The organism is Paenibacillus mangrovi, assembly GCF_022898935.1.
GTDB classification, from domain to species: domain Bacteria; phylum Bacillota; class Bacilli; order Paenibacillales; family Paenibacillaceae; genus Paenibacillus_AQ; species Paenibacillus_AQ mangrovi.
Genome location: NZ_JALIRP010000010.1, coordinates 1 through 23,287 on the forward strand (window position 1 = coordinate 1; position 23,287 = coordinate 23,287).

The 23,287-nt window shown below is 46.8% G+C and carries 4 protein-coding genes; all 4 read right to left on the reverse strand.

Annotated features, from left to right (window positions below; genetic code table 11):
* The coding region (locus MUG84_RS21115; RefSeq protein ID WP_244728610.1) for a DUF7402 domain-containing protein at positions 1-5,321 on the reverse strand (5,321 nt) is incomplete at its 3' end.
* A gap of 409 nt (positions 5,322-5,730) precedes the next feature.
* Positions 5,731-11,151 (reverse strand): discoidin domain-containing protein, encoded by a 5,421-nt coding sequence (locus MUG84_RS21120; protein WP_244728612.1) that lies wholly within the window; start codon positions 11,149-11,151, stop codon positions 5,731-5,733.
* 317 nt (positions 11,152-11,468) lie between these two features.
* Entirely contained in the window at positions 11,469-18,188 is a 6,720-nt protein-coding gene (locus tag MUG84_RS21125; protein WP_244728614.1) for an FN3 associated domain-containing protein, read from the reverse strand.
* Positions 18,189-18,351: 163 nt separating this feature from the next.
* The gene (locus MUG84_RS21130; protein WP_244728616.1) at positions 18,352-23,202 is read right to left on the reverse strand and encodes a carbohydrate-binding protein; all 4,851 of its coding nucleotides are present in this window, start codon (positions 23,200-23,202) and stop codon (positions 18,352-18,354) included.
* Between the last annotated feature and the right edge of the window lie 85 nt (positions 23,203-23,287).

Here is a 23,287-nt window from a genome sequence, read left to right on the forward strand (position 1 = left end):
CCTGTTCCTTCGCCTGATCTTTCAGCACGTAAACTAAATGATGTGTCCTCTGACCCGATACGAGCTTGAATATCGCCTTCTTCGCTTTCCGGTTCATTGCTTGTGATGGAGGTTAACACAACGGAGGCGATTCCAGACAAGCTGTCACTGACATCCAGCGTAGCATTCACCTTCACCATTTTGTGATTTGCCGGCCAGAGCGTTACTGGATCCAGCTGAACCGTGAGGTTTGGACCCGTCTTGTCGATCTTCACGGTGACGGTATGACGCTCTTCTACATTTCCTGCCTTGTCTTTGCTCCAGTACACTAGGGTGTGAACGCCTTCTTCAGTGAAAACGACCGAATTTCCGGTTTGCTCCTCTCCATCGTTTACAATGTAATGGGTGCTAGCCACTCCTGTTCCACTGTCGGTTGCGTCCAGGAGTACCGTAACGTCTTGGTTCACCCATCCCTCGGGTGCATTATCTGATGTCGTTGGCGCTTGTTTATCCACTAATTTGACTCTGTAAGTAGCCTTCGCTTTCAGTACAGTTCCTTCAACAGATCCGTAGACCGAGAACACACCTTCCTTGGCAACCATCTCTGGGGTGATTTCCTCCCATTTAACATCCACTTGACCTGTTGTTCCATCGTTGTACACGGCATCAACCTGTTCTGGAAGTGTCGGGAATTGACCCAGGTTCGTATCTATTACGGGAACCGTTTTGTATTCTACGATGGTCTTCTCCATTTTTTGTGCTTCATAAACTTCAAATTCTGCCAAGCCGCATTCTGCATCGGTCGGATTATTGTATTTATTGTCAGGGTCAATCGTAAATTTAATCCAGCTTGTCGTTATTGGTGTTTCAAATGTCACAATATTATCCGGTTGACCATTCCACTTGATATTTTCAACCTTTCGGCTGCCGCCTTCCCATTCCAGAAGACCTTCAACAATCTGATTCACGTCGTGTCCTCGGTCAACCAAGTTAATACGCCCTATTTGTATAGGTTCAGAAAATTGAAGTTTTATCCAAGGCGTTCTATCCGCTTTTTTCGCCGCCCAAGATGTCGACTTATTCCTATCCGTAGCCTTTACGCCCAAATAACGATCATCCTGATTATTCCCATTCGGATCACCATTTCGATCCCTAACGGACGATACGGATACATTCGCTATGCTGGCGATATTCCCGCTTAATGCCGTGATCGTTGCCTCATTGGTATCCATGGTTAGGCCATCAAGCGTTACTCTTCCCTTCACCGTCGATTGGAATGGCTGAGTAACAGCATCTTTTAAGACAATGGTATTGCTGCCCGGAACGGCCTCTAATCGAGGATCACCGAAGACATACTCAACTGTGGCTGCAGATAAGTCAGCCTGTTCGCCTGTGTTTAACGTTCCCGTCAGAGCGCCTACGATCGGTTCGTTCTTCTTAATAGTGTTACTACTTAGCGAAAGCTTTACTTCCCTCAGATATGGGTTCAGATGCATGATTCCATTAGCATCTACATCGACATAGAAGAAATCGCTAGCACTGTAGCCATTAAGACTTGCGGTGACTTGGATTCTCGCCTTACCTTGTGATCCAGCTGTAATCACCCCATCCGCGCCAACTGCTGCAACCGACGGGTTTTCGCTTATCATCGTGATTTTCGCATTGGTCAGGTCAAGAGGATCACCTAGGAAGGAATAACCTTTTACATCAACCGTTACCGCTTTGTTATCCGCTCCGATTTTCGGATCAAGCTTAAGGTTCGCAAGTGCAGTTAAATCTCCTGATGAAAACACTTGAGCTTCCAGCACATCGATCGGACTACCGCCTTGACCGCCGCCCGGGAAGGATATTCTTACATAACGTGCCTGCACGCTTGGTTTGCTCGGATCAACCGGATAGTTGTAATACAGACCTTCTTGCTCCCAAGCATATAAGGTTGTATCGCTTTTCGGAACCGCCAGCGTATCTCTCGATGTTGGCAATCCGCCGCCAGATAATTTGCTTGTTTCATGACCAGCTATCCAATTTACACCGTCAACGCTATACTCAATCTTTACTTTGTTAGGTACATTGTAGTAAGTAACGTTGTCGGCGTTCGGCATATGGTTGTTGAAGAATACATTGACACGGGAAAGATCGTGCATTTTGCCCAAGTCATAGGTAATGCTTGGATTTTGATCACTTGCCGGTGCTGACCACTTTGTGCGATTGCCGCCGGTAGAATCGTTGATTATGCCATCAGATAATTTTCCGGCATTACTGCTATCGCTTGTAACCGTCGGCGTAATACCAGCTGCTACATTTACATCCTGAATGATCGTAATGTAGTTACGGGTTGTCGTATACGTCTTTCCATCTACTGTGATGTCAGCCCAGTAGCAGTACATTGTAGAATTAGTAACAGTATTGGTAAAGTTCATCATGTTGCCGTTTACAGCGAACGGTACTTGATCGGCAGGCACTTCAGTTACAACGATTTTGCCTGTAGGGTTGTTACGGTTACCGTCTACGGTTGCATAGTGATATTTGATATTTGTGCCGCCCAGAATATCAACTGCGCCACCTTTTTGCGTGAAACCTTGGAATGTCACGGGTATATCTTTGTTCGTGGAGAATTGTCCCCAGAACAAATTACCGTCCGTAAACATATTCACGCCGACAAGAGGTAGCGCAGCCGAAATTGCGCCGCCGGATACCTTTACAGGGTATGTGTCGGTCTTAACCTGCGGAGCATTCACGCCATCATTGTAGGTTGCGGTTGCCGTGATTGTCGCTGTGCCGTCACCGACAGCCGTAACCAAACCCGTAGCAGCGTCAACCGTCGCAACGCTTGTTTTGTCGCTTGTGTAGCTAAGCGTTGCAGGCGCGAAAACATTGGTAAAGTCGTTCATGTAGCATTCCGCTCTGAGCTGCAGCTTATCTGTTGATGTCTGGCTGCTGAACAACTTCACGCTTGTCATCGCAAAATTTCTTGCAGGGTCTTCGGTTGTAATTTTCAATATCGTGTCGATTGGATCGGCAACAACACTTGAAGTGTCGATGGTAATGTAGTATTTGCCTCCGCTTTGTTGTGTGGTGAAGGGCAGAGAAACTCCCTTGTTCAGCCATTCGATCCTTTTAATCGGATCATTGAAGGGACCAATTCCGCTCATGGAGGCTTGGCCGGTAAACCCTGTCTTGCTCGTACCGGAAATAAGGTTTTTGATCATATGCATATAGACATACTGATCACGGGACATGGCGTAACCCCAGTCCGGACCCTGACCGTGGGCGATCGCCATCTGCGGGTCCGTATACCAGCCTGGTTTAATGGTGCAATCCATCGTATATGGCATTGTGCCGTACAGCGACTCGCGCAGGTCGGGACCGCCGGCGTTTGCCATCCATTTTACAATGGAAGTACGCATATCCGACAATTGCTGCGAGGAAATCGGCACCATGGCAAAAATGTTGTTGTTATCCAAATTGCTGCTCAGGTTATCCATACCGCGGGTAACCGTTATGGATGAATCATAATTCATGACATAACCGTGTCCGTATTGGTTAATGATTTCCTTTGTTGCTTCCGGCCAATGGTCGCGTTCGTTTCCTTTGGCGTAAATTGTCCAAACGTCCAATGCGGTTGTGTACGGGTCGTTCCATTCTTCATGGGCAACTTTTCTCGTTTGCGTCAAAATACCGTTTCTCCAGCCGCCTTCATTATATGGTTCACTATGCCAGAACGGTCGCTCATGAAGCGTAATATCTTGGTCACCGGTTTGAGCATTAGGGTTAGCATCAATTAATACACGATCGTTATAGTTGCGGGCAGAACTCCACGCCACGTCAACATTGGAATAGCTCTCGGGGCCGCCATCGGCAAAGACATACCATGGATCGTATCTTTCTACCAAACCTTGGATATCGCTTTCTAAAATTTCTTTACCTTCGTAAAGTGACGATACGTACACACCGAATTTCAATCCGTAACGCTCTGCAGCCTGCTTGGCTTGCATCACTCTGTCTTTTACTTGCCATTTACCGTCCTCAGACTGGTACAAGGCGCCAAATTTATACAATTTGTTGCTATCGCTCGGGGTTAAATTTGCGTTGGGTGACGGCCAGTAGTAAACGGTATTTTGTAAGGATTCTGTCGAAAGCATCGTCATTCCCATTTCTTTCGCTGTCTGTGCCCACTCGTCATAGTTGAAGTTCGGGTCATACAGGTTCGGCATTGTACCTGTGGTATGTGAAAGAGCCGACATTTTACCTTGGATAAACCAATCAACCGGGTTTTTCTTGACCGTTATCGTATATTGCTGTGTTGCCGTAGAACCTTGAGCATCAGTGACCTTCACCGCGAACTTGTAATCCTTTTGTGATGTACCATGAGCACCGTCTGCCACCATACCTGCAATGTGACCGTCTTCTGCCAATGTCAGACCTGGCGGCAATGCTCCATCCACAATACCCCAGGTGTAGCCGGGATTTCCGCCTGTAGCCTGGAATGTAAAAGGAGATGCCTGAGGGGCAACGGAAGATGTGTTCTCCTTCCCGTCAATTTTACCAACCATCCATACATATGGATTTTCATCGTAAGCGTATGGCAGTGTGTTAGACGGATAGTCGTTAGCCGGAACATTTGCATTGCGGGCAATAAAAGCATCCTTATCAACAGTAAGGCCCTGTGTAACAATTTTCAGTTGGTTGTTAGTTACGTTTGGTCCCGTTACAGAATAGGTGAGACCGGAAATTTCGTTTCCATTGTTGTCGGAAAGTCTTGTGTAAAAACCGAGGAAATTCTTATTCGTGCCGGGGTTTTTGTGCTGCATTTCAATGAGAAGCTTGTTCCAGCCTTGTTTTAATGCGATTGGATATTTAGTACCGTTCTTGTTCACACGCGATGCGGCTGAGGTTTGTTGCCCGCTTAGCGTGTCGCCCGCGAAAAGCTTATACACCCCCGAACCACCGACCTGCCACTGAACCGTTTGTACTTTGGGACTGTAAACATAGGTTGCGGCCACAACCCATTTGTCGGTTGTATTCTGTCCCTGCTTCACATCAAAATAGCCCATCAAGTCATTGTAATCATCATAGTTGCGGTTGAAGATACGATCGTCAAAATATTGCCAGATGGATGTTTCTGAGTTGCTCTGATCGATTATAGACTCGCCAATGACGGGATCGACGTTTCCAATCGGCTGCTCTTTGGTGAAAGGACCGGTAACCGCCCATTGATTGATGTAGGGCGCAGTGCCGCTCGTTCGAGCCGCTTCTGCCGTTTTCGTATCCAACGAAAATGATGGAACCACAATTGCACTGGCTAATAAAAAAGTAAAGACTTGCTTTATTTTTTTCCTCACTCGTATATTCCTCCATTTAAGTTTTTTGTTAAGTACTTCGTGTTGATCGTTGCTTAACAAATCTGTAGGAACTACTCGATAAGCATCCTCCCCCGTGTTTCAAAAATCAAAATAGTACGTTGCAATTTCACCTTAGTGGATCAACTAAATATTGAATACAGAAAATAGGTGCTCTTTCTCTAAAAATAGGCTTTTCGGGTCTTTAAAATAAGCACTTTTCTTTAAGAATGTTAGTTTTCGATTCTTTTTACTGAAATGGATGAAAAAACCGTTCGGACGATAGAGATCGTCCGAACGGTTTTTGGTGTGGTGTTAGGATTCAATTATCTTCGCAATCGCCACAAGGTCAGCGATCGAGATTTTACCGTTGTGGTTGATGTCGCCAGGCAATTCAATGGTCGTCGTTATCTTACTTTTCAGATTTCCCTGACTGATCATGCGGCACAGATACGGTTGCAGTCGCAACCGTTTGGTTACCCGCTTTGTCGGTTGCGGTGTAGGTAATCGTATAGATACGGCCTGTTCCTTCGCCTGATCTTTCAGCACGTAAACTAAATGATGTGTCCTCTGACCCGATACGAGCTTGAATATCGCCTTCTTCGCTTTCCGGTTCATTGCTTGTGATGGAGGTTAACACAACGGAGGCGATTCCAGACAAGCTGTCACTGACATCCAGCGTAGCATTCACCTTCACCATTTTGTGATTTGCCGGCCAGAGCGTTACTGGATCCAGCTGAACCGTGAGGTTTGGACCCGTCTTGTCGATCTTCACAGTGACGGTATGACGTTCTTCTACATTTCCTGCCTTGTCTACGCTCCAGTATTCCAGCTTATGGATACCTTCATCGGTGAATACAACCGAATTTCCGGTTTGCTCCTCTCCATTGTTTACGATGTAATGGGTGCTAGCCACTCCGGTTCCACTGTCAGTTGCGTCCAGAAGTACCGTAACGTCTTGATTCACCCAATCAGTAGGCGCATTGTCTGTGGTTGATGGCGCTTCTTGATCGACTACTTTGACTCTGTAAGTAGCCTTCGCTTTCAGTACAGTTCCTTCAACAGATCCGTAGACCGAGAACACACCTTCCTTGGCAACCATCTCTGGGGTGATTTCCTCCCATTTAACATCCACTTGCCCTGTTGTTCCATCGTTGTACACGGCTTCAACCTGTTCTGGAAGTGTCGGGATCTGTCCCTGATTCGTATCTATTACGGCAACGGATTTGTAGTCTACGATGGTCTTTACGATGTCTTCATCCGCTTTGAACACATTAATCTCCGCAGCCGAAGCCCACCCGCCAACCCCTGCCGTTGCTTCAAGCTTCACATGCGATGCATTCGTTCCCGTAAAACTTGCGGCTTTCTCCGCACTGTCGCTCGCCCAATTGCCGCTAGCGACTTTCGTAAAGGTCGCCCCATCGGTGCTGACATAGACGTTATAGCTTGTAATCTTTCCGTTATCACCAGACTGCCTTGGCAAATAAGTAATTTTATTGATTTTGTAGGTTCCTCCAAGGTTTAAGGTAATCGATTGAGGAAGCGGATTGGATTTATCCCACTTGGTATGCCATATCGTTTGCGGGTTTCCGTCAATCGCCATAGATGCTGCATTATTCTCTCCGCTCGTTTCCTGGCTTGTCGCCGTTGCTGTCATTTGCGATTGAGGTACATTATTGCCATTCGCTGTAATCGCGATCGGATCGCTTAGAACGGTCACCCCGTCTAAGGTCGCTTTTACTGCAGCGGTCGCTTTAAATCCAAGCCCGATATCGCCTGTCACCACGATCGTATTACTGCCCTCAACGACGGAAAGCCTTTTATCGCTCAATTGATATTCGATCGTTGCTTCCGACAAATCAACCTTTTCTCCAGTGCTTAACGTTCCCTCAAGAGCGCCTACAATCGGTTCGTTCGTCTTGATGGTGTTTTGATTGAGAGTAAGCTTTACTTCCCTCAGATAAGGGTTCAGATGTATGCTTCCGTTAGCATCTACATCTGCAAAGAAATAATCGCTAGCATTGTAGCCGTTAAGCCTTGCGGTTACAAGGATTCTCGCCTTACCTTGTAATCCAGCTGTAATCACTCCATCTGCACCAACTACTGCAACGGACGGATTTTCGCTTGTGAGTGTAATTTTCGCATCTGCAAGGTCAAGAGGATCCCCTAAAAAGGAATATCCTTTTACATCAACCGTTACCGTTTTGTTATCCGCTCCGATTTTCGGATCCAGCTTAAGGCTCCCGAGTGCTGTTAAATCTCCTGATGAGAACACCTGAACTTCCATCACATCAACCGGGCTGCCGCCTTGACCACCGCCAGGGAAGGAAACTCTTACATAACGTGCCTTCACGCTAGATTTGCTTGGGTCAACTGGATAGTTGTAATACAAGCCTTCTTGTTCCCAAGCATACAAGGTTGTATCTTTCTTTGGAACCGCCAGTGTATCTCTCGATGTTGGCAATCCTCCGCCAGACAATTTGCTTGTTTCATGACCTGCTATCCAATTCTCGCCGTCATCACTATACTCAATCTTTACTTTGTTAGGCACATTGTAGTATGTAACGTAGTCAGCATTCGGCATATGGTGGTTGAAGAATACATTAACACGGGTAAGATCATACGGTTTGCCCAAGTCATATGTGATGCTTGGATTTTGATCACTTGCCGGTGCAACCCACTTTGCGAGATTGCCGCCGGTCGAATCATTAATTATGCCGTCGGATAAAGCTCCTGCGTTATTGTTATCGCTTGTAACCATCGGCGTAATCCCAGCTGCTACATTTACATCTGGAATAAGCGTAATGTAGTTACGAGTTGACGTATATGTCTGTCCATCTACCGTAATTTCAGCCCAGTAGCTGTACATCGTAGGGGTTAAAACATTACCTGTAAATTGCATGGTGTTGCCGTTTACAACAAACGGTACTTTATCGGCAGGCACTTCCGTTACAATGATTTTGCCTGTAGGGTTGTTACGGTTACCGTCAACGGTTGCATAGTGATATTTGATATTTGTACTGCCCAGAATGTCAATCGCGCCGCCTTTTTGTGTAAAGCCTTGGAATGTCACAGGAAGGTCTTTGTTTGTGGAGAATTGACCCCAGTACAAATTACCGTCCGTAAACATATTCACGCCAACAAGCGGAAGTTCAGCCGAAATCAAGCCGCCGGATACCTTTACAGGGTATGTGTCGGTCTTAACCTGTGGACCGTTCACACCATCATCATAGGTTGCCGTAACGGTGATTGTAGCTTTACCGTCACCGACAGCCTTAACCAAACCTGTTGTAGAATCTACCGTTGCTACGCTTGTATTGTTACTTGTGTAGCGAAGCGTTGCAGGCGCGAAAACATTAGTAAAGTCGTTCATGTAGCACTCCGCTCTGAGCTGCAGCTTATCTGTTGAAGTCTGGCTGCTGAACAACTTGACGCTTGTCATCGCAAAATTTCTTGTCTTGTCTTCGGTTGTAATTTTCAAGATGGTGTCGATGGGGTCGGCAACAACGCTTGAAGTGTCGATTGTGACATAGTAATTGCCATTGTTTTGTTGTGTCGTGAAGGGCAGAGAAACTCCCTTGTTCAGCCATTCGATCCTTTTAACCGGATCATTGAAGGGACCAATTCCGCTCATCGAGGCTTGGCCGGTAAATCCTGCCTTGCTCACACCGGAAATGAGGTTTTTGATCATATGCATATAGACATACTGGTCACGGGACATGGTGTATCCCCAGTCTGGACCCTGACCGTGGGCAATAGCCTTCTGCGGATCGGTATACCAGCCTGGTTTAATAGTGTAATCCATTGTATAAGGCATTGTACCGTATAGGGACTCATGCAAGTCGGGACCGCCGGCATTTACCATCCACTTCGCAATGGAAGCACGCATATCTGACAATTGCTGCGAGGAAATCGGCACCATGGCGAAAATGTTGTTGTTATCCAAATTGCTGCTCAGGTTATCCATACCGCGGGTAACCGTTATGGACGAGTCATAATTCATGACATAGCCGTGTCCGTATTGATTAATGATTTCCTTTGTTGCTTCAGGCCAATTGTCGCGTTCGTTGCCGTTTGCGTAAATTGTCCAAACATCCAATGCGGTTGTATACGGATCGTTCCATTCCTCATGGGCGACTTTTCTCGTTTGCGGCAAAACACCATTTCCCCAGCCGCCGTTGTTGTAAGGTTCACTGTGCCAGAAAGGACGCTCATGCAGTGTAATATCTTGGTCACCAGTTTGAGGATCCGGGTTTGCATCAATTAAAATACGGTCGTTATAGTTGCGGGCTGAACTCCATGCCACGTCTACATTAGCAGTGTCCTGAGGGTTACCATCGGCAAAGATATACCATGGATTGTATCTTGCTACCAACCCTTGGATATCACTTTCTATGATGTCCATACCATTATACTGTGACGAAAGGTACACGCCGAACTTCAAGCCGTAACGCTCTGCAGCCTGCTTAGCCTGCATCACTCTGTCTTTAACATGCCATGTGCCGTCCTCAGACTGGTACAAAGCGTTGTATTTGTACATTTTGTTGCTGCTGCTCGGAGTTAAGTCCGCATTGGTTGAAGGCCAGTAGTAAATGGTATTTTGAATGCTTTCTGTTGAGAGCATGGTCATACCCATTTCTTTCGCTGTCTGCGCCCACACGTCATAGTTGAAATTCGGGTCATAAAGGTTTGGCATTGTACCTGTAGTGTGCGACAGAGCCGACATTTTGCCCAGAATAAACCAATCCACCGGATTTTCCTTAACCGTTATCGTATATTGCTGTGTTGCCGTAGAGCCTTGCGCGTCCGTCACCTTTACCGTGAACGTGTAATCCTTTTGTGATCTGCCATGCGCGCCGTCTGCCACCGTACCTTCGATGTGACCGTCAGATGCCAATGTCAGACCAGGCGGCAATGCGCCATCCACAATTTCCCAAGTGTAACCGGGATTTCCACCTGCAGCCTGGAATGTAAAAGGAGACGCCTGCGAAGCATTGGATGATGTATTCTCCTTCCCGTCAATTTTACCAACCATCCATACATATGGATTTTCGTCGTAAGCGTATGGCAGCGTGTTGGACGGATAGTCGTTAGCCGGGACATTTGCATTCCTTGCATCAAACGCATCTTTATCAATTGCAAGACCCTGTGTAACAATTTCCAGTTGGTTGTTTGTTACGTTTGGTCCCGTAACGGAGTATGTGAGACCAGAAATTTCATTCCCATTGTTGTCGGAAAGTCTTGTGTAAAAACCGAGGAAATTCTTGTTCGTACTGGGGTTTTTGTGCTGAATTTCAATAAGAAGCTTGTTCCAACCTTGGTTTAATGTGATTGGATATTTTGTACCACTCTTGCTCACACGAGATGCAACTTGGGTTTGCTGTCCACTAAGCGTGTCGCCCACGAAAAGCTTATATACCCCCGAACCGCCGACCTGCCATTGAACCGTTTGCGCTCTGGGGCTGTACACATAGGTGGCGGCCACAACCCACTTGTCGGTTGTATTCTGTCCTTGCTTCACATCAAAATAACCCATCAGATCGTTGTAATCGTCATAATTTCGGTTGAAGATCCGGTCGTCGAAATATTGCCATGTGGATGTTTCCGTACTGTTCGGATCGGCAAAAGACTCGCCAATAACAGGAACGATGTTTCCAAGAGGTTGCTCATTGGTAAAAGGACCGGAAACAGCCCATTGGTTAATGTAGGGGGCGGTGCCGTTCGTTCGAGCCGCATACGCATGGGGTCCAAAGTAAGCATCGCTGGCTACAAAGTTTGCAGCTACAATTGCTGTTGCGGTAACAATGGATAGGACTTTTCGAAATCTGTTCATAATCTACCTCCTCGTATAATCGTATTTGATAAGATCATTTGCTCTTTTTCCAGTTGATCCGGTCAACTTAAAGCTTTATAGTCGGCCCCCCTGCTTAATGAATGATTTTTAGAGTCGAATTGAAATCCCATAATAAAAGATCAAAGTAAAATTGAATACATAAAAAAGCATATCTTCCTTTGATAATTTGCAATGACAGTCTCTAAAAAGTGTATATTTCACTAAATTTGAGATCTTTTAAACCAAACAAAGCCCCCTATCACACTGTTGACTTTTGTAGGTGATAGAGGGCTAGATATTAAACTACTGCTGTTACCTTACTTTCCAGGTTTCCCGGATTGATCATGCGGCACGGTTACGGTTGCAGTCGCAACCGTTTGGTTGCCTGCATTGTCGGTCGCCGTGTAGGTGATCGTATAGACGCGCCCGGAGCCTGCGCCCAATCTTACGGCACGCAGACCGAACGTGGTGTCCTCCGAGCCGATGTTCGCTTGAATGTCGCCTTGTCCGCTGTCCGGTTCATTGCACGTGATGGATGTTAGCACGACTGACTTCACTCCCGACTCGGCCCTCGCGTTTACTGTAGCCTTCACGGTCACCATTTTATTGTTCGCCGGCCATATCGTCGTTTGATCCAGCTCAATCGTCAGCTCCGGTCCCGTCTTGTCTATCATTTCATTTACAGTCACGCTAATGCTTGTTGTCAATGGTACCTGATTGGGGTTTGCGACTCCCTCAGGCAGGGTTACCGTCCCCGACACCGTGAAGGTTTGTTCCGTTTTTACAGAAGGATCATAGCTCGAAGCTTCGACATCCCATGTCACATTGGCATTCATGCTTTCCGCCGAATTGGTTTCCAGTTGGACGGTTGCAGGCAAGCCGAGATCATCCGCCGTCTTTGCCGTTCCGTTGGCAACCCCAGTAACAGGTGCCGGTGTCATGATTGCTGCTAATGTCTTCGCAATTGGAATATCGGTTGTGCCTAGCAAGTTGCCGCTTTGGTCATAAAGCTGAACGGTCATCTTATTGCTGCTTGAAGGGGCTACAACATTTACATTCTGAGTGCCCGCTGTTACTGCATAGCTTTTGCCATTAACTAAAACATACATGCCAACGGCGGCGCCCGGATTGTTTAGATTTGTACCCTCAACATCAATATTTAAATCGATGTTTGTTCCGCCGTTCACGGTGCCAGTAGTTGTTACATTGAAGTTCGATACATTGTAGAAGTTAGCTGTTACGGTATTGTCATAGAACGAAGTTACGAATTCCGTTGATGAGCTGTTCGCATCCGCAAACACCCCTCCATTGGATGTTGTCCAATTCAGGAAGTAGAACCCCTCAGCCGGCGTTGCGACAACGGGCATGGCCGTACCCGAAAGATATCGGCCCCCACTGCCTTGGGTTACAGTTCCGTTACCGGATGTTGAGAAACCAAGAGTCGGTGTGCCGCTCCCAATATCCATTTTGAGAATGTTGCTGAGCTTACCGTTCGAATCCTTCTCTTGAATATAGACCGTATACGGCACATATGGCGCGAGATTCGGGATACTGAAGGTGTTATCACCCGCAATGCCGGCTGCTCCGGTTCCAGATGTGTTAAGCGTTGGTTTTGCGGCGCCGCTGTACACCACCGAATAGTAATATGTGCCAGCTTGAGTGGCGGTGAATGTCACGGTTGCGGTACCCGTCGGCCCGTTCGTTCCATCGCTGACACTGTTCGAAGGAGTTACGCTCTTTGCCGAGATCTTAAAAGAATCCGTAATCGTCGATGTCGGCATCGCTACAACATTTAGGATCACCGCGGGTGTTGTATAGATTGCTGGGATGAGCGAGCCTTCTGTGTTCGTGATCATGCATTGATATTGTGTACCATCGTCCGCAACTGTTACCGGTGAAACCGTTGTATACGTGCTGCTTGTCGCGCCGCTGATGTTACTCCATGTCGTACCGTTATCGGTTGAAACCTGCCACTGATAAGTGAGCGTTCCACCATCGGAAGCGTATGCCATCGTACCGAATGATACGGGTTGTGGATCGGTTACACTCTGTGAACGCGGATTTACAACCATTACCGGAGTGGCAGAAGCAGGATTCGTGATTGTGTAGGCATAAGACGAAATAGAAGAAAAATACCCACTGCTGCTCACTTCAACCACTTTTAATGTACAACTTTTATTGATGGCGATAGGACCCGTTTGCAGCGTTCCGTTAATTGTCGGGTCGGAGCCATCCAGCGTATAGTAAACGCTGTTGCCGGAAGTGCCGGGCGTTACATTCACTGTAACCGGGTTTGCGAATGTTCCGGCGGCTTTGTCTACCGTAGGCGAAGTCACTGACGATGCATTGTTCGTAACGGTAAGGTTGTCAATGCGGAATTCGTTGTTTATTCCGCCAAAGCCAACACCACCAAAAGCATTTGATGGATTTGGTACTTGCGCCACCTGCGTGCCGTTAACGTAGAAAGTGATCGACGAGGGGCTGACGACAGCTTTGTAAGAATTCCAGTTGTTCATATCGAACCCGGACGGCATTTGAATGTTGCTAACAAGCGTTTTATCTGCCGGTGAACCGCTATTGTTACGCTGATAGATAATCCATGAACCGTTTGCAAGATTATTATAAACGTACCTAAGCTCGTAACGGTTTACATTTCCACCGCTTCTGGCGCTTACATAGACCGAAATAGGCGCAAAGTTTGCGTATGCCGCTGAACCCGGGTTTGATCCCCAGCCAGCAAATTTGATATTCGCGGTGGCTGTGTAACTCGTCCACGACGAATTGCCTAAATTGGTGTAGACAATGTTATCAGGTGTTTTGATATTCAATGCCTTGCCGCTTGCGTTATTCGGGTTTGTCGTGTCCGAAACAATGCTATAAACAGGTGCAGGGCTGAGACCGGCTGCTGTTCTGTTATCCGTCCAGCCAGTTGGCGCCGAGGTGCTGCCTACCGTGTATCCGCTGAAGTCTTCCGAATAAAGGGTAGTAGTGCCAGAAGTGAACGTCGGAATAAGCTTAGCCCTGGCGGTTTGAAGCAGAGCAACAGCGTTTATTACATCGGAATCACTTGCATTGGTATTTTTGAGCACCGAATTAGCACTTGCTATTGCAGATTTAAAAGCATTCCAACATGCAGTTGAATAGTTTCCTTGCTTAACAGACATTGCATTGGTTATTGCATCTCTGAGCGGTTGTTTGTTAACCCCTGCTGCAGTCTGCGCGGCCGTTGTTCCGCTGATCGTGTAGTTATATCCGACTGTCGCGCTATATACCCCGGCACTGTTCACCTCTGCAACTTTGAGTATACTACTAGCATTAATTTTAATCGGATTTCCGGTATAAAGGGTTCCGAAAATGGCCGGGTCGGAACCATCCGTGGTGTAATATACGGAATCGCTTGCATTTGCCGGCGTAAGGGTTACGCTTTGCGGATTGCTATACGTGCCGGATGATAGGTTCGCCGATGGAGGATTAATAGGATTCTGCACAAGGCTAATGTTTGCCACATCAAACGTAGCATCGTATCCACCAAGACCAAAGCCGCCAAAAGCGTTGCCGGGATTGGAAACTTGTGCAACCTGAGTACCATTGACGAAGAATGTAATATAACCGTTTCCGGCTACGATTTTGTAGGTGTTCCAGTCATTCATGTTAAAGCCGGCAGGCATTTGGATATTGGTTACCAAATTGTTGTCTGCGGGATTGCCGCCCCTTTGGTAGATCACCCATTGACCGTTTGAGAGATTCGGATAATTATATCTCAGCTCATAACGAGATACATTACCTCCATTATTGCCGCTGACATATACGGATGGGCCAAAGGTTGCGTAAGTGCCGTTCGAATTGCCCGACCATGACACGAATTTTGATTGCAAAGTCAATGTATAATTGGTCAGCGAATTATCGCCCAAGCCATAGAATATGACATTGTCCGGCTCCGTGATCCGCATGACCTTGCCGACCGTTGCATCTTGCACGATTTGATAGGAAGCCTTGGGATTTGAAGAACCGTCTCTGCTATCTGCCCAGCCGGTTGGTCTGGCCGTACTGCCTAACGGATATTGACTGAAATTCTCGACATAGGCCCGGGGTTGGACCGCCGTGGGCGGAATGGTTACAAGAGGTTGAACCGGCGGAGCGTCCTGACCGCCATAGATATAAAAATCGCCGAAATCCGTCGAGCTGCCGACCGGTTTTCCATCCGGCCAACTTTTTCCCCAGTCGCCCATTCCAACATATGTGAATGCTGTAGCGATACCGTCTGCCACGGTGTAATCAGCAACCTGCTGATTGTCTATGGAAATTTTTACATCCGTTCCGGAGGAATAGTCCATCGTTAGGGTACGCCAACCGAAATCGCGACGCACATTTGTTACAATCGACTGATTGCCTTTTTGGATTGTATAGTAATCTTTCGATACTTCGCCGTTGGCACCAATTCCCAATATATTTTTACCGTCATCGACCCGCAAGTACGTATGCGCCAAATAAGGGTCATTCGGAGAGGTTGTCGGCGGGTCTCCAAAGAAATAATCTTTATGTCTGTCAAAAAACTTGACGGTTACAACCTTATTTATAGGTTGTTCAAAGAGACGACTAACCACAACGCCGTTAAGATTAGTCGGGGTAAAGATCGGAAGCGACCTGATGCCAAGCCGCGGGTCGTTCGGACTTGCCAACACGCCCAAAGACATATCCACACTGCCTTTTTCTACTGTCCACTTTGTTGCGTCGAGAGCGGAATCGTTAAATGTATCCGAGAAATATACATTTGACGGAGATGTTTGCGGGTAGGTGTGTGGATTGGTTCCGAGCAATGGAGTCGGGAATGAAGAAGTTAACCCGATTAAATCGTATTGCATTTTTGACGGATCAAACGACTGTACGCTGGATATATCATCAATATTGTTGGTGACGTTCTGGAAAATGTACATATCGCCATAGCCGCCAGAGTTGCCGGGGCGAATAGCCAATGAGTGACTTTGCGTGTTTATGGCTTGAACATTTGAAAACACAAAACCGGTTGCACCCATGGCAGTATCCAATCCGCCGACCGAATCCTTTTCATGCACGGACGCCGCAGTGCCAATATTAGCGATGAGCACTTGATCCATGTAGTTATAACGGTCAACTGACGGATCAATCTGTGAGAGGTTCGTGGTTAGATGGTTAACGTCATTGGATCCGTGTTGCGTTGCAGCAGAATACCATTGTCCACCTCCGGCAGTAAGCCATGACATAAACAGTGAGCTGTCTTCGCCGGCATCTTGGTGGGTGTGGTGCAAGTAGATGTATGAGAAGTGGTTACCGACGGTATAGTTATCTCTCACATTATCGAAATTCGGATTTGCGCTTTTCCCTCCGCGAGGATATCCGCCAAGAATAAGCATTCCGCGTTTTGGCGAATTATAGATCTCCAAGTGGCTGAATGTACTTTGCCCGCAACTCATAACGGTAAGGCCAACCCCATGACCTACGAGCTGACCGACGTCATGGATAAGAACATTGTTAATCGTATGATGGTTGGAATATTTGCCGACGCCAGGATATCCGCCGTCGATGGAAATCCCCCCGTCACCCGTGTTTTCAACCGTGGAGTTTACAATCGTGTTGTACTGATTGTCACCGAGCATGAAGATGCCATATATGCCGGCATTTTTAATGAGGCTGTTTTTGATTGTGATGTTGTTGGTGCCTTGCATCGTGATACTGCCCACTTGGAAAGCCGGACGATCGGCAGATTCGGCATAGGCCGGCATGGTTACGCCCTGTGCCAACGCTACCGGCGGGAATGCACCAATGCCTCCCATATCGCCATAGTTATATGAATAGCTGTAATAGTCGCTAAACTCTGTGTCCATTACGGCAAGACCGTCAAAAACAATGTTATGGACTTGAAGCGCTGGATCGGGTTGATCGCCAGGGTTTGCCTTTGGTGTACCTTGCATATTGATAACCGTTTGCATGGTTGGCGTGACAACGGTTTTATTTGTCATCGTTCCATCGGCCGGATAGTAGTACAGGATGCCATGCGTTTTGTCATAATAGTATTCGTCCGGAGTATCGAGGAACGAGAGGTTGTGTTGCAGGAAATATCTTGAACCATTGCTTACTGGGTACTTTACGTAATATTGGTATTTGTGATAGAAATCCGAGCCATTTGCTTGCGGCTGGTTAAGTGTAATTGTTGAGGTACCAACGTTTATACTTGCGACAGGTTCCGTATCGGTAAACCAGTCCCACGAACCGGAAACGCCGCCGGTACCGCCATCCCAAGTAAATACTTGAGCGACTTCAATACCGTTTTGCTGCGCCAATTGTAAGCCATTGATCTGTTCAGGAGTTAAATCGCTTTTATTGATTTGAATATTGCTGCCATTGGAACTTCCGGATACGCGGTTATAGTTATCCTTGGCTTCGGGGAATCCTGCTTGAGGCATAAGGTTGGGCGTTCTTGCCATCGTCGCCCGCGCATCATTAACATATAATGTATTAAAAGCCGGTGAATTCAGTCCGCTGAATGTTGTAGGATAGTTCGCCGTGTCCAGTTGAATTTTCCATACTTTACCTACCATACTGGTAAGCATACCGTAGTTGGTAGCGTCGCTTTGTTCGGCAAGAGTCCATGTGCCTGTGACAGGTATGCCGCCATAAAGCTTTGCAGCACCAATTCCGCCTGAGCTTTCATAGACGATGTTGTAGCCGTTCGTGCCGGAATCTTGCGACGTAAAGTTAAGAGTACCTGGCATGTAATAGTCGCCTGGTGCAATGCTAACTTTTATATCGCCTGTCATGTTTTGATTGATTTGTCGAACGGCTTGTTGCGCCTTTTGTAAAGTAGCAAATGGATTGGCCTGTGAACCGTCACCGGAGGTGTCGTTGCCGGTTGTTGAAACATAAATGGTTGCCATTGCATTGCTTTGAGCTTGAACATTTACATCACTTGCGCTTACTTTTGTATTTGTAAATGCAAATGTTGTGGTTGCCATTGCAAAAGCCAATGCCGCAGAAGTTATTTTCTTGTAATATTTTTTCATTTGATCCCTCCTACGAAAAAAATAACTTATCAAAATAACATTTTCTTCTCGGTTGACTATCCGGATTAGTGAACAAAAGCTCACCAACCCGGATGCTGCAATAAAACTTCCTCCGAAATACCGTGCTTCACAAGTATCGAAAATACGACCTTTTCATAAATGCTTACTTCTGCGCCAATACATACTGAGCGTCCCGCAGCAAATATTCTGCTGCTTCACTTGAGATATGCTTCCCGCTTTGCGCCTGCACTTCATTCACGAAGCTGTTCAAATTGTTATTCTTCAATTTGGCCTGAAGACTATTGGCAATGCCAGCATTGTCGATTTCATTGTTACTCACAAAATAATTGACCAGCGCCTGTAAAGAAGCAACGCTTGCCACCGTCTGGAATTGAACGGTCTTGCTTCCCTGATTACCGGCCATATCGCTAGAGGTAACAACGAGTGTGTGCAGCCCAAGCGGCAGCTTATAAAGCGGAACCGTCGTTCCGATTTGGTAAGCATTCGTATCGAGCGTTACTGTCGTCTTGCTGTTGTCGATACCGGACATGTTATCTGTTAGCGCAATCTGAGGCGTAAAATCCCCGGAATCTTCATAAGTACTGCCGTCTTCTGGTACGGTCACTTCGATCACCGGGGCAGTTGTATCCAGGTTAAAGCTGACGATCTTTACATCTTCCACATTGCCAGCTTTGTCTGTTGAGCGATAACTAACGGCAGCCTTCCCATCTTGATCGAGTACTACCGGCCCGTCATATGGAATCCAAGTGGAACCGCCATCAAGACTGTATTCCAACTTCGCTACACCGGATTCTTTGTCCGACGAGGCAAGCTCCAGTGTAAGCGGATGGGTGTACCAGCCGTTCTGCCCATCAGGTTCAGCTGGTGTAACGGCCACGCTGCTCTCGGGCGCAACCTTGTCGATATTGCTGACTTCATAGCTGGTGACGTTCGATGTGCTACCCGCATCATCCGTACTTCTGGCATAGACCGTCCCATTCGCAGTCATGACAATTGGATCGGTGTACATTGTCCATGTTCCGTCTGTACCTGTTTTATATTCTTTCTTCGATACGTTATCCGGATAGTGAATCGTTACGTTGACATCGGTGTTGGTTGGACCGGTTTCATCGGCTGTAAACGTTGCGTCCGCCGGAAGTATCTTATCCGTCATGAACTTGAACCAGTCAATATTGCCGACCCCTTCTCCGCTTCCGGCTCCGACAATATAAAGATTATGCACTCCGCTCACGCCGGATACAGCGCATGTCTGTGTCGCATAGGTATCCCATCCGCCTGTTGACTTTATGGTTAATGTGCCGATTAACGGTCCCGTCGTGCTATCAAGCCGTAACTGAAGCTGCTTGCCAGCATATCCAGAATCGACAGCTACACTGGCCACGAACTGGCTGATACCCGTACCAAAATCGATATTGTTGTATGCCATCCAATCGCCAGGATCTATATTCCCTACTACAGTTCCGGTCCCTGCGCTATGGGTTGCGGTTCCTTTCTGGGAGCTATAGTTCTCAGCTTGAATTGTGTTTGTACTTGGCGTTGAAGCAACTGATTGTAATTCAAACCAGTTAATATTCCAGCCATTTTTGCTGACATACAGCCTCATCGTCTGAGGGCCTGATTGGAGTGTCACCTTATCACTTACCGTCACCCAATTCTGCCACCCGCCGGTGCTAGGGAATGAGGTCGTTTTCAAATTAACCCCGTTCACCTGCAGCTGAACTTCGCCGGAATAACCCGTATTCACTGCAACACGATAATTCACAGTATAGGTTCCTGCAGAAGCAACATTGACGTTGTAATCCATCCAGTCGCCCACATCCAAATAGCCCGCTAACAAGGTGCCTTCCGAGGCTGGTTCAGTTTGGATGCCATACATCGCATTGTAATCTTCCGCTTCGATCTTTCCAGGTACCGGCACATACTTCTCAAACTGGAACCAATTCAGGTTCCACCCGTCTTTGGTGATATACAGCCTTATCGTTTGAAGTCCTGCGCTTAGGGTTACGGTATCGCTCACCGTCACCCAATTTTGCATTCCGCCTGTGCTCGGTAATGAAGTTGTCTTCAGTTTGACTCCGTTCAATTGCAACTCGACTTCACCGGTGGATCCCGAATTAACGGCTACCCGATAATTCACCTTATAGGCGCCGGCGGCCGCGACATTGACTTTATAGTCTATCCAGTCGCCAGCGTCGAAATCTCCTACAGCTAGGGTGCCTTCTGAGGCTGTAACCTTTTGTATGCCTGACATATCGATGAAATCTTCGGCTTCGATCTTTCCAGGAATCGATTCTGGAGGCATCGGCAGCGGGTTAGGCGGTGGTGTCACTGTACCGCCATAGATATAAAACTGATCGTAGAAACTTACCCCTTTGCCACTGTCAGACCCGAGCTCGACACGACTAAAATTAGTTATCGTGGTTAAAGTCTGAACCAGCACGCCGTCAATATAAAGCTTCACGTCATTTCCGCTGGTATAATCCCATTTCAGCTCATGCCAGCCGTAGGTACGAGGGATTGAGGTTGCCGTTTCGGTTGAACCATTCATAACAACGTAATATTTGTTATTTACCGTCGTGTCCAGCCCCATCCCTACAGCTTGAACGCCATTATCTACTCGCGCCAGCGATTTCACCGTTGAAGAGATGGTCGTGCCTGAATCGTAAGGAACTAAGTTACTGCTTTGTCGATCAAACATTTTTACTGTGACAATTTTGTTGAGCGAACCGCCAAAATCTCTGTACAACACAGGCTTTGAACCGCTCGGTGCAGCATCGCTGTCTATTTTCAGCGCTTTTTTACCATGAAGACCGCCTTCAGACATCCATTCCGTCGTAACAACGGGCTTCACACCTTGATAAGTCCATTTCGTCCAATCCATTCCGCTTTCAAAATCATCTTTGATATAAATATTGTCCGGTTCTTGAAATGAATCCCTAGCAGGTAAATAGACACTTGGGAAATCTGCCCCGATACCGATGTTCGCATAATCCATTAAGGAGTCGTTAAAAGTAGCAAGCTGATTAGTATGCTTACCAAAATCAATGTTTGTATTGGTGAATGTAATCTTATCGCCATATTGCGTCGTCGTATTGACCTCCGCATTAAAATGCTGAGGGTTAACAATTTTAAGATTGCTAACTTGAAATCCGGAAGCGCCCATATCAAGATTCATACCATTCGGGGCGATGTCAGTCATGCTTGGGTTTGCTCCCACGCTGTCTATCACCATCTGGTTGATATAGTTAGGCTTATAATTGGTCGAACCCTTGAATAAATAACAGGCGAAGAACGCACCGTCATCTCCACCATCTTGCTGCATGTCGTGCAGGTAAATATACTCAAACGTGTTATGATGCGTATACAAATCAGTCATCGGATTGTAGTTCTTATCTCCGTTAGGAAAGGCAACGTTAGGATTGCGGCTCCAACCTGCTGTTACAAATATCCCTCTTCTTGGCGAGTTGTATATTTCAAGATGCGAAAACGTATTATAGCCGGAATTATTGACTGTAATCCCTGCGGATTGACCAACCAGCTGGCCAGCGTCGTGGATCATCGTATTGGTGACCGTATTATGATGGCTATATCCGTCCCCATTTGCATCTCCGCCGACGCCTGGATATCCGCCTTCAATATTCACACCTCCATGTCCCGTATATTCAATAAGGGAGTTATTGATATTCGTGTACTGATTGGCTAGATAGAGTTCGATCCCGAACATGCCCGCATTTTTGATATGCGAATTGCTGATCGTGATGTTGCTCGTATTGGTCAAGGTAATTACACCGACCTGAAACTCTACTCTTTCGGTCTGCTCGCAGTAGGATGGTTGTGTACTTCCCGCTGCCGATGGCGGATAGAATCCTACACCTACGCCGCCATCCCCCCAGTTCCAACCATAGCTATAATAGTCAGAGAAATCCGTATCTTTAAATTCCAAACCGTTGAATGTAATATGCGATACCATGCTGGTACGGGAAGCGCCCTTGATATCAATAATCTTCTTTACGGCTGGAATCACGATATCCTGATTCTCAATGCTTCCGGATCCAGCTAGTGGATAGTAATATAAATAACCTGTCGTTTTGTTGAAGTAATACTCACCAGGTTGGTCCAGAAATCCCAGGTTTCCCTGTAAAAAGTATCTTGCATTCGTGCCGGTCGCATATTTGGGACGATATGCTGCAGCATTTTTCGGATCAGTTTTGAATGTGAGTGTTCGTGTAGACGTATTAATACCGGATAGCGGAATCGTATCCGTCATCCAATCCCAGTATCCGCCATCCCACATATACACCTGTGCATCGAGCTCGCCTCGTGCTTGCGCGTTCACTAAGCCGGCTAAGGATGTTGCATCAATATCGCTAGAATTATAGATCAAAGTGCTGATTCCACCACCCGCTGATCTCATATAATCCGTTTGTGAGGCAGGAAATCTCGGATCGACATTTAAATTTTTGGTTCTTGCCATAACTGCCCTGGAATCGTTAACGTATAATGTATTGAATTGAATCCCGGTACCAACATAGGTTTTGTACACGTTCCCAGCAGCGCTTGCCGGCAGGTCTGCATCAGCGCCTGTACGGGTGACCAGATTCCAAGCAGAGGTGACTTTATTGCCGCCAATGAATTTCGCCGTGCCTAGACCGTCCAAATTCGTGTAAATCACCTGAAATCCATTAGTCCCCGAATCTCTTTCATCGAAGCTGATCGGACTGTTTACGTAGTAATTGCCTGAAGCTATATACACGTATATATCTCCGGTCATATTGCTGTTTATAGCCCTAACAGCATCACGGGCTTTCGCGAGAGTAGCAAATGGCTGCTCTTGTGTGCCCGGATTCGAATCACTGCCGTTTGGGGCAACATAAAATGCCGATTGAGCGGCTGCATGGACCGTTTCCGGATAAACAGGCACTATCATAGCAAAAAGCATCAATAAGCACATTACAAAACTTGCTTTTTTGTTCGGTTTAATATGGAATAACATGAGACAACACCTCCTTTGATTTTTAAGCATCCGCCATGTTGAAATTACTAAAAATCATAGGTCGACACCCGACATGTTATCGGTT

Excerpts from the sequence above, each read along its gene's own strand:
- MUG84_RS21120 (WP_244728612.1), bottom strand. The coding sequence starts at position 11,151 with ATGAACAGATTTCGAAAAGTCCTATCCATTGTTACCGCAACAGCAATT.
- MUG84_RS21125 (WP_244728614.1), bottom strand. The coding sequence starts at position 18,188 with ATGAAAAAATATTACAAGAAAATAACTTCTGCGGCATTGGCTTTTGCA.
- MUG84_RS21130 (WP_244728616.1), bottom strand. The coding sequence starts at position 23,202 with ATGTTATTCCATATTAAACCGAACAAAAAAGCAAGTTTTGTAATGTGC.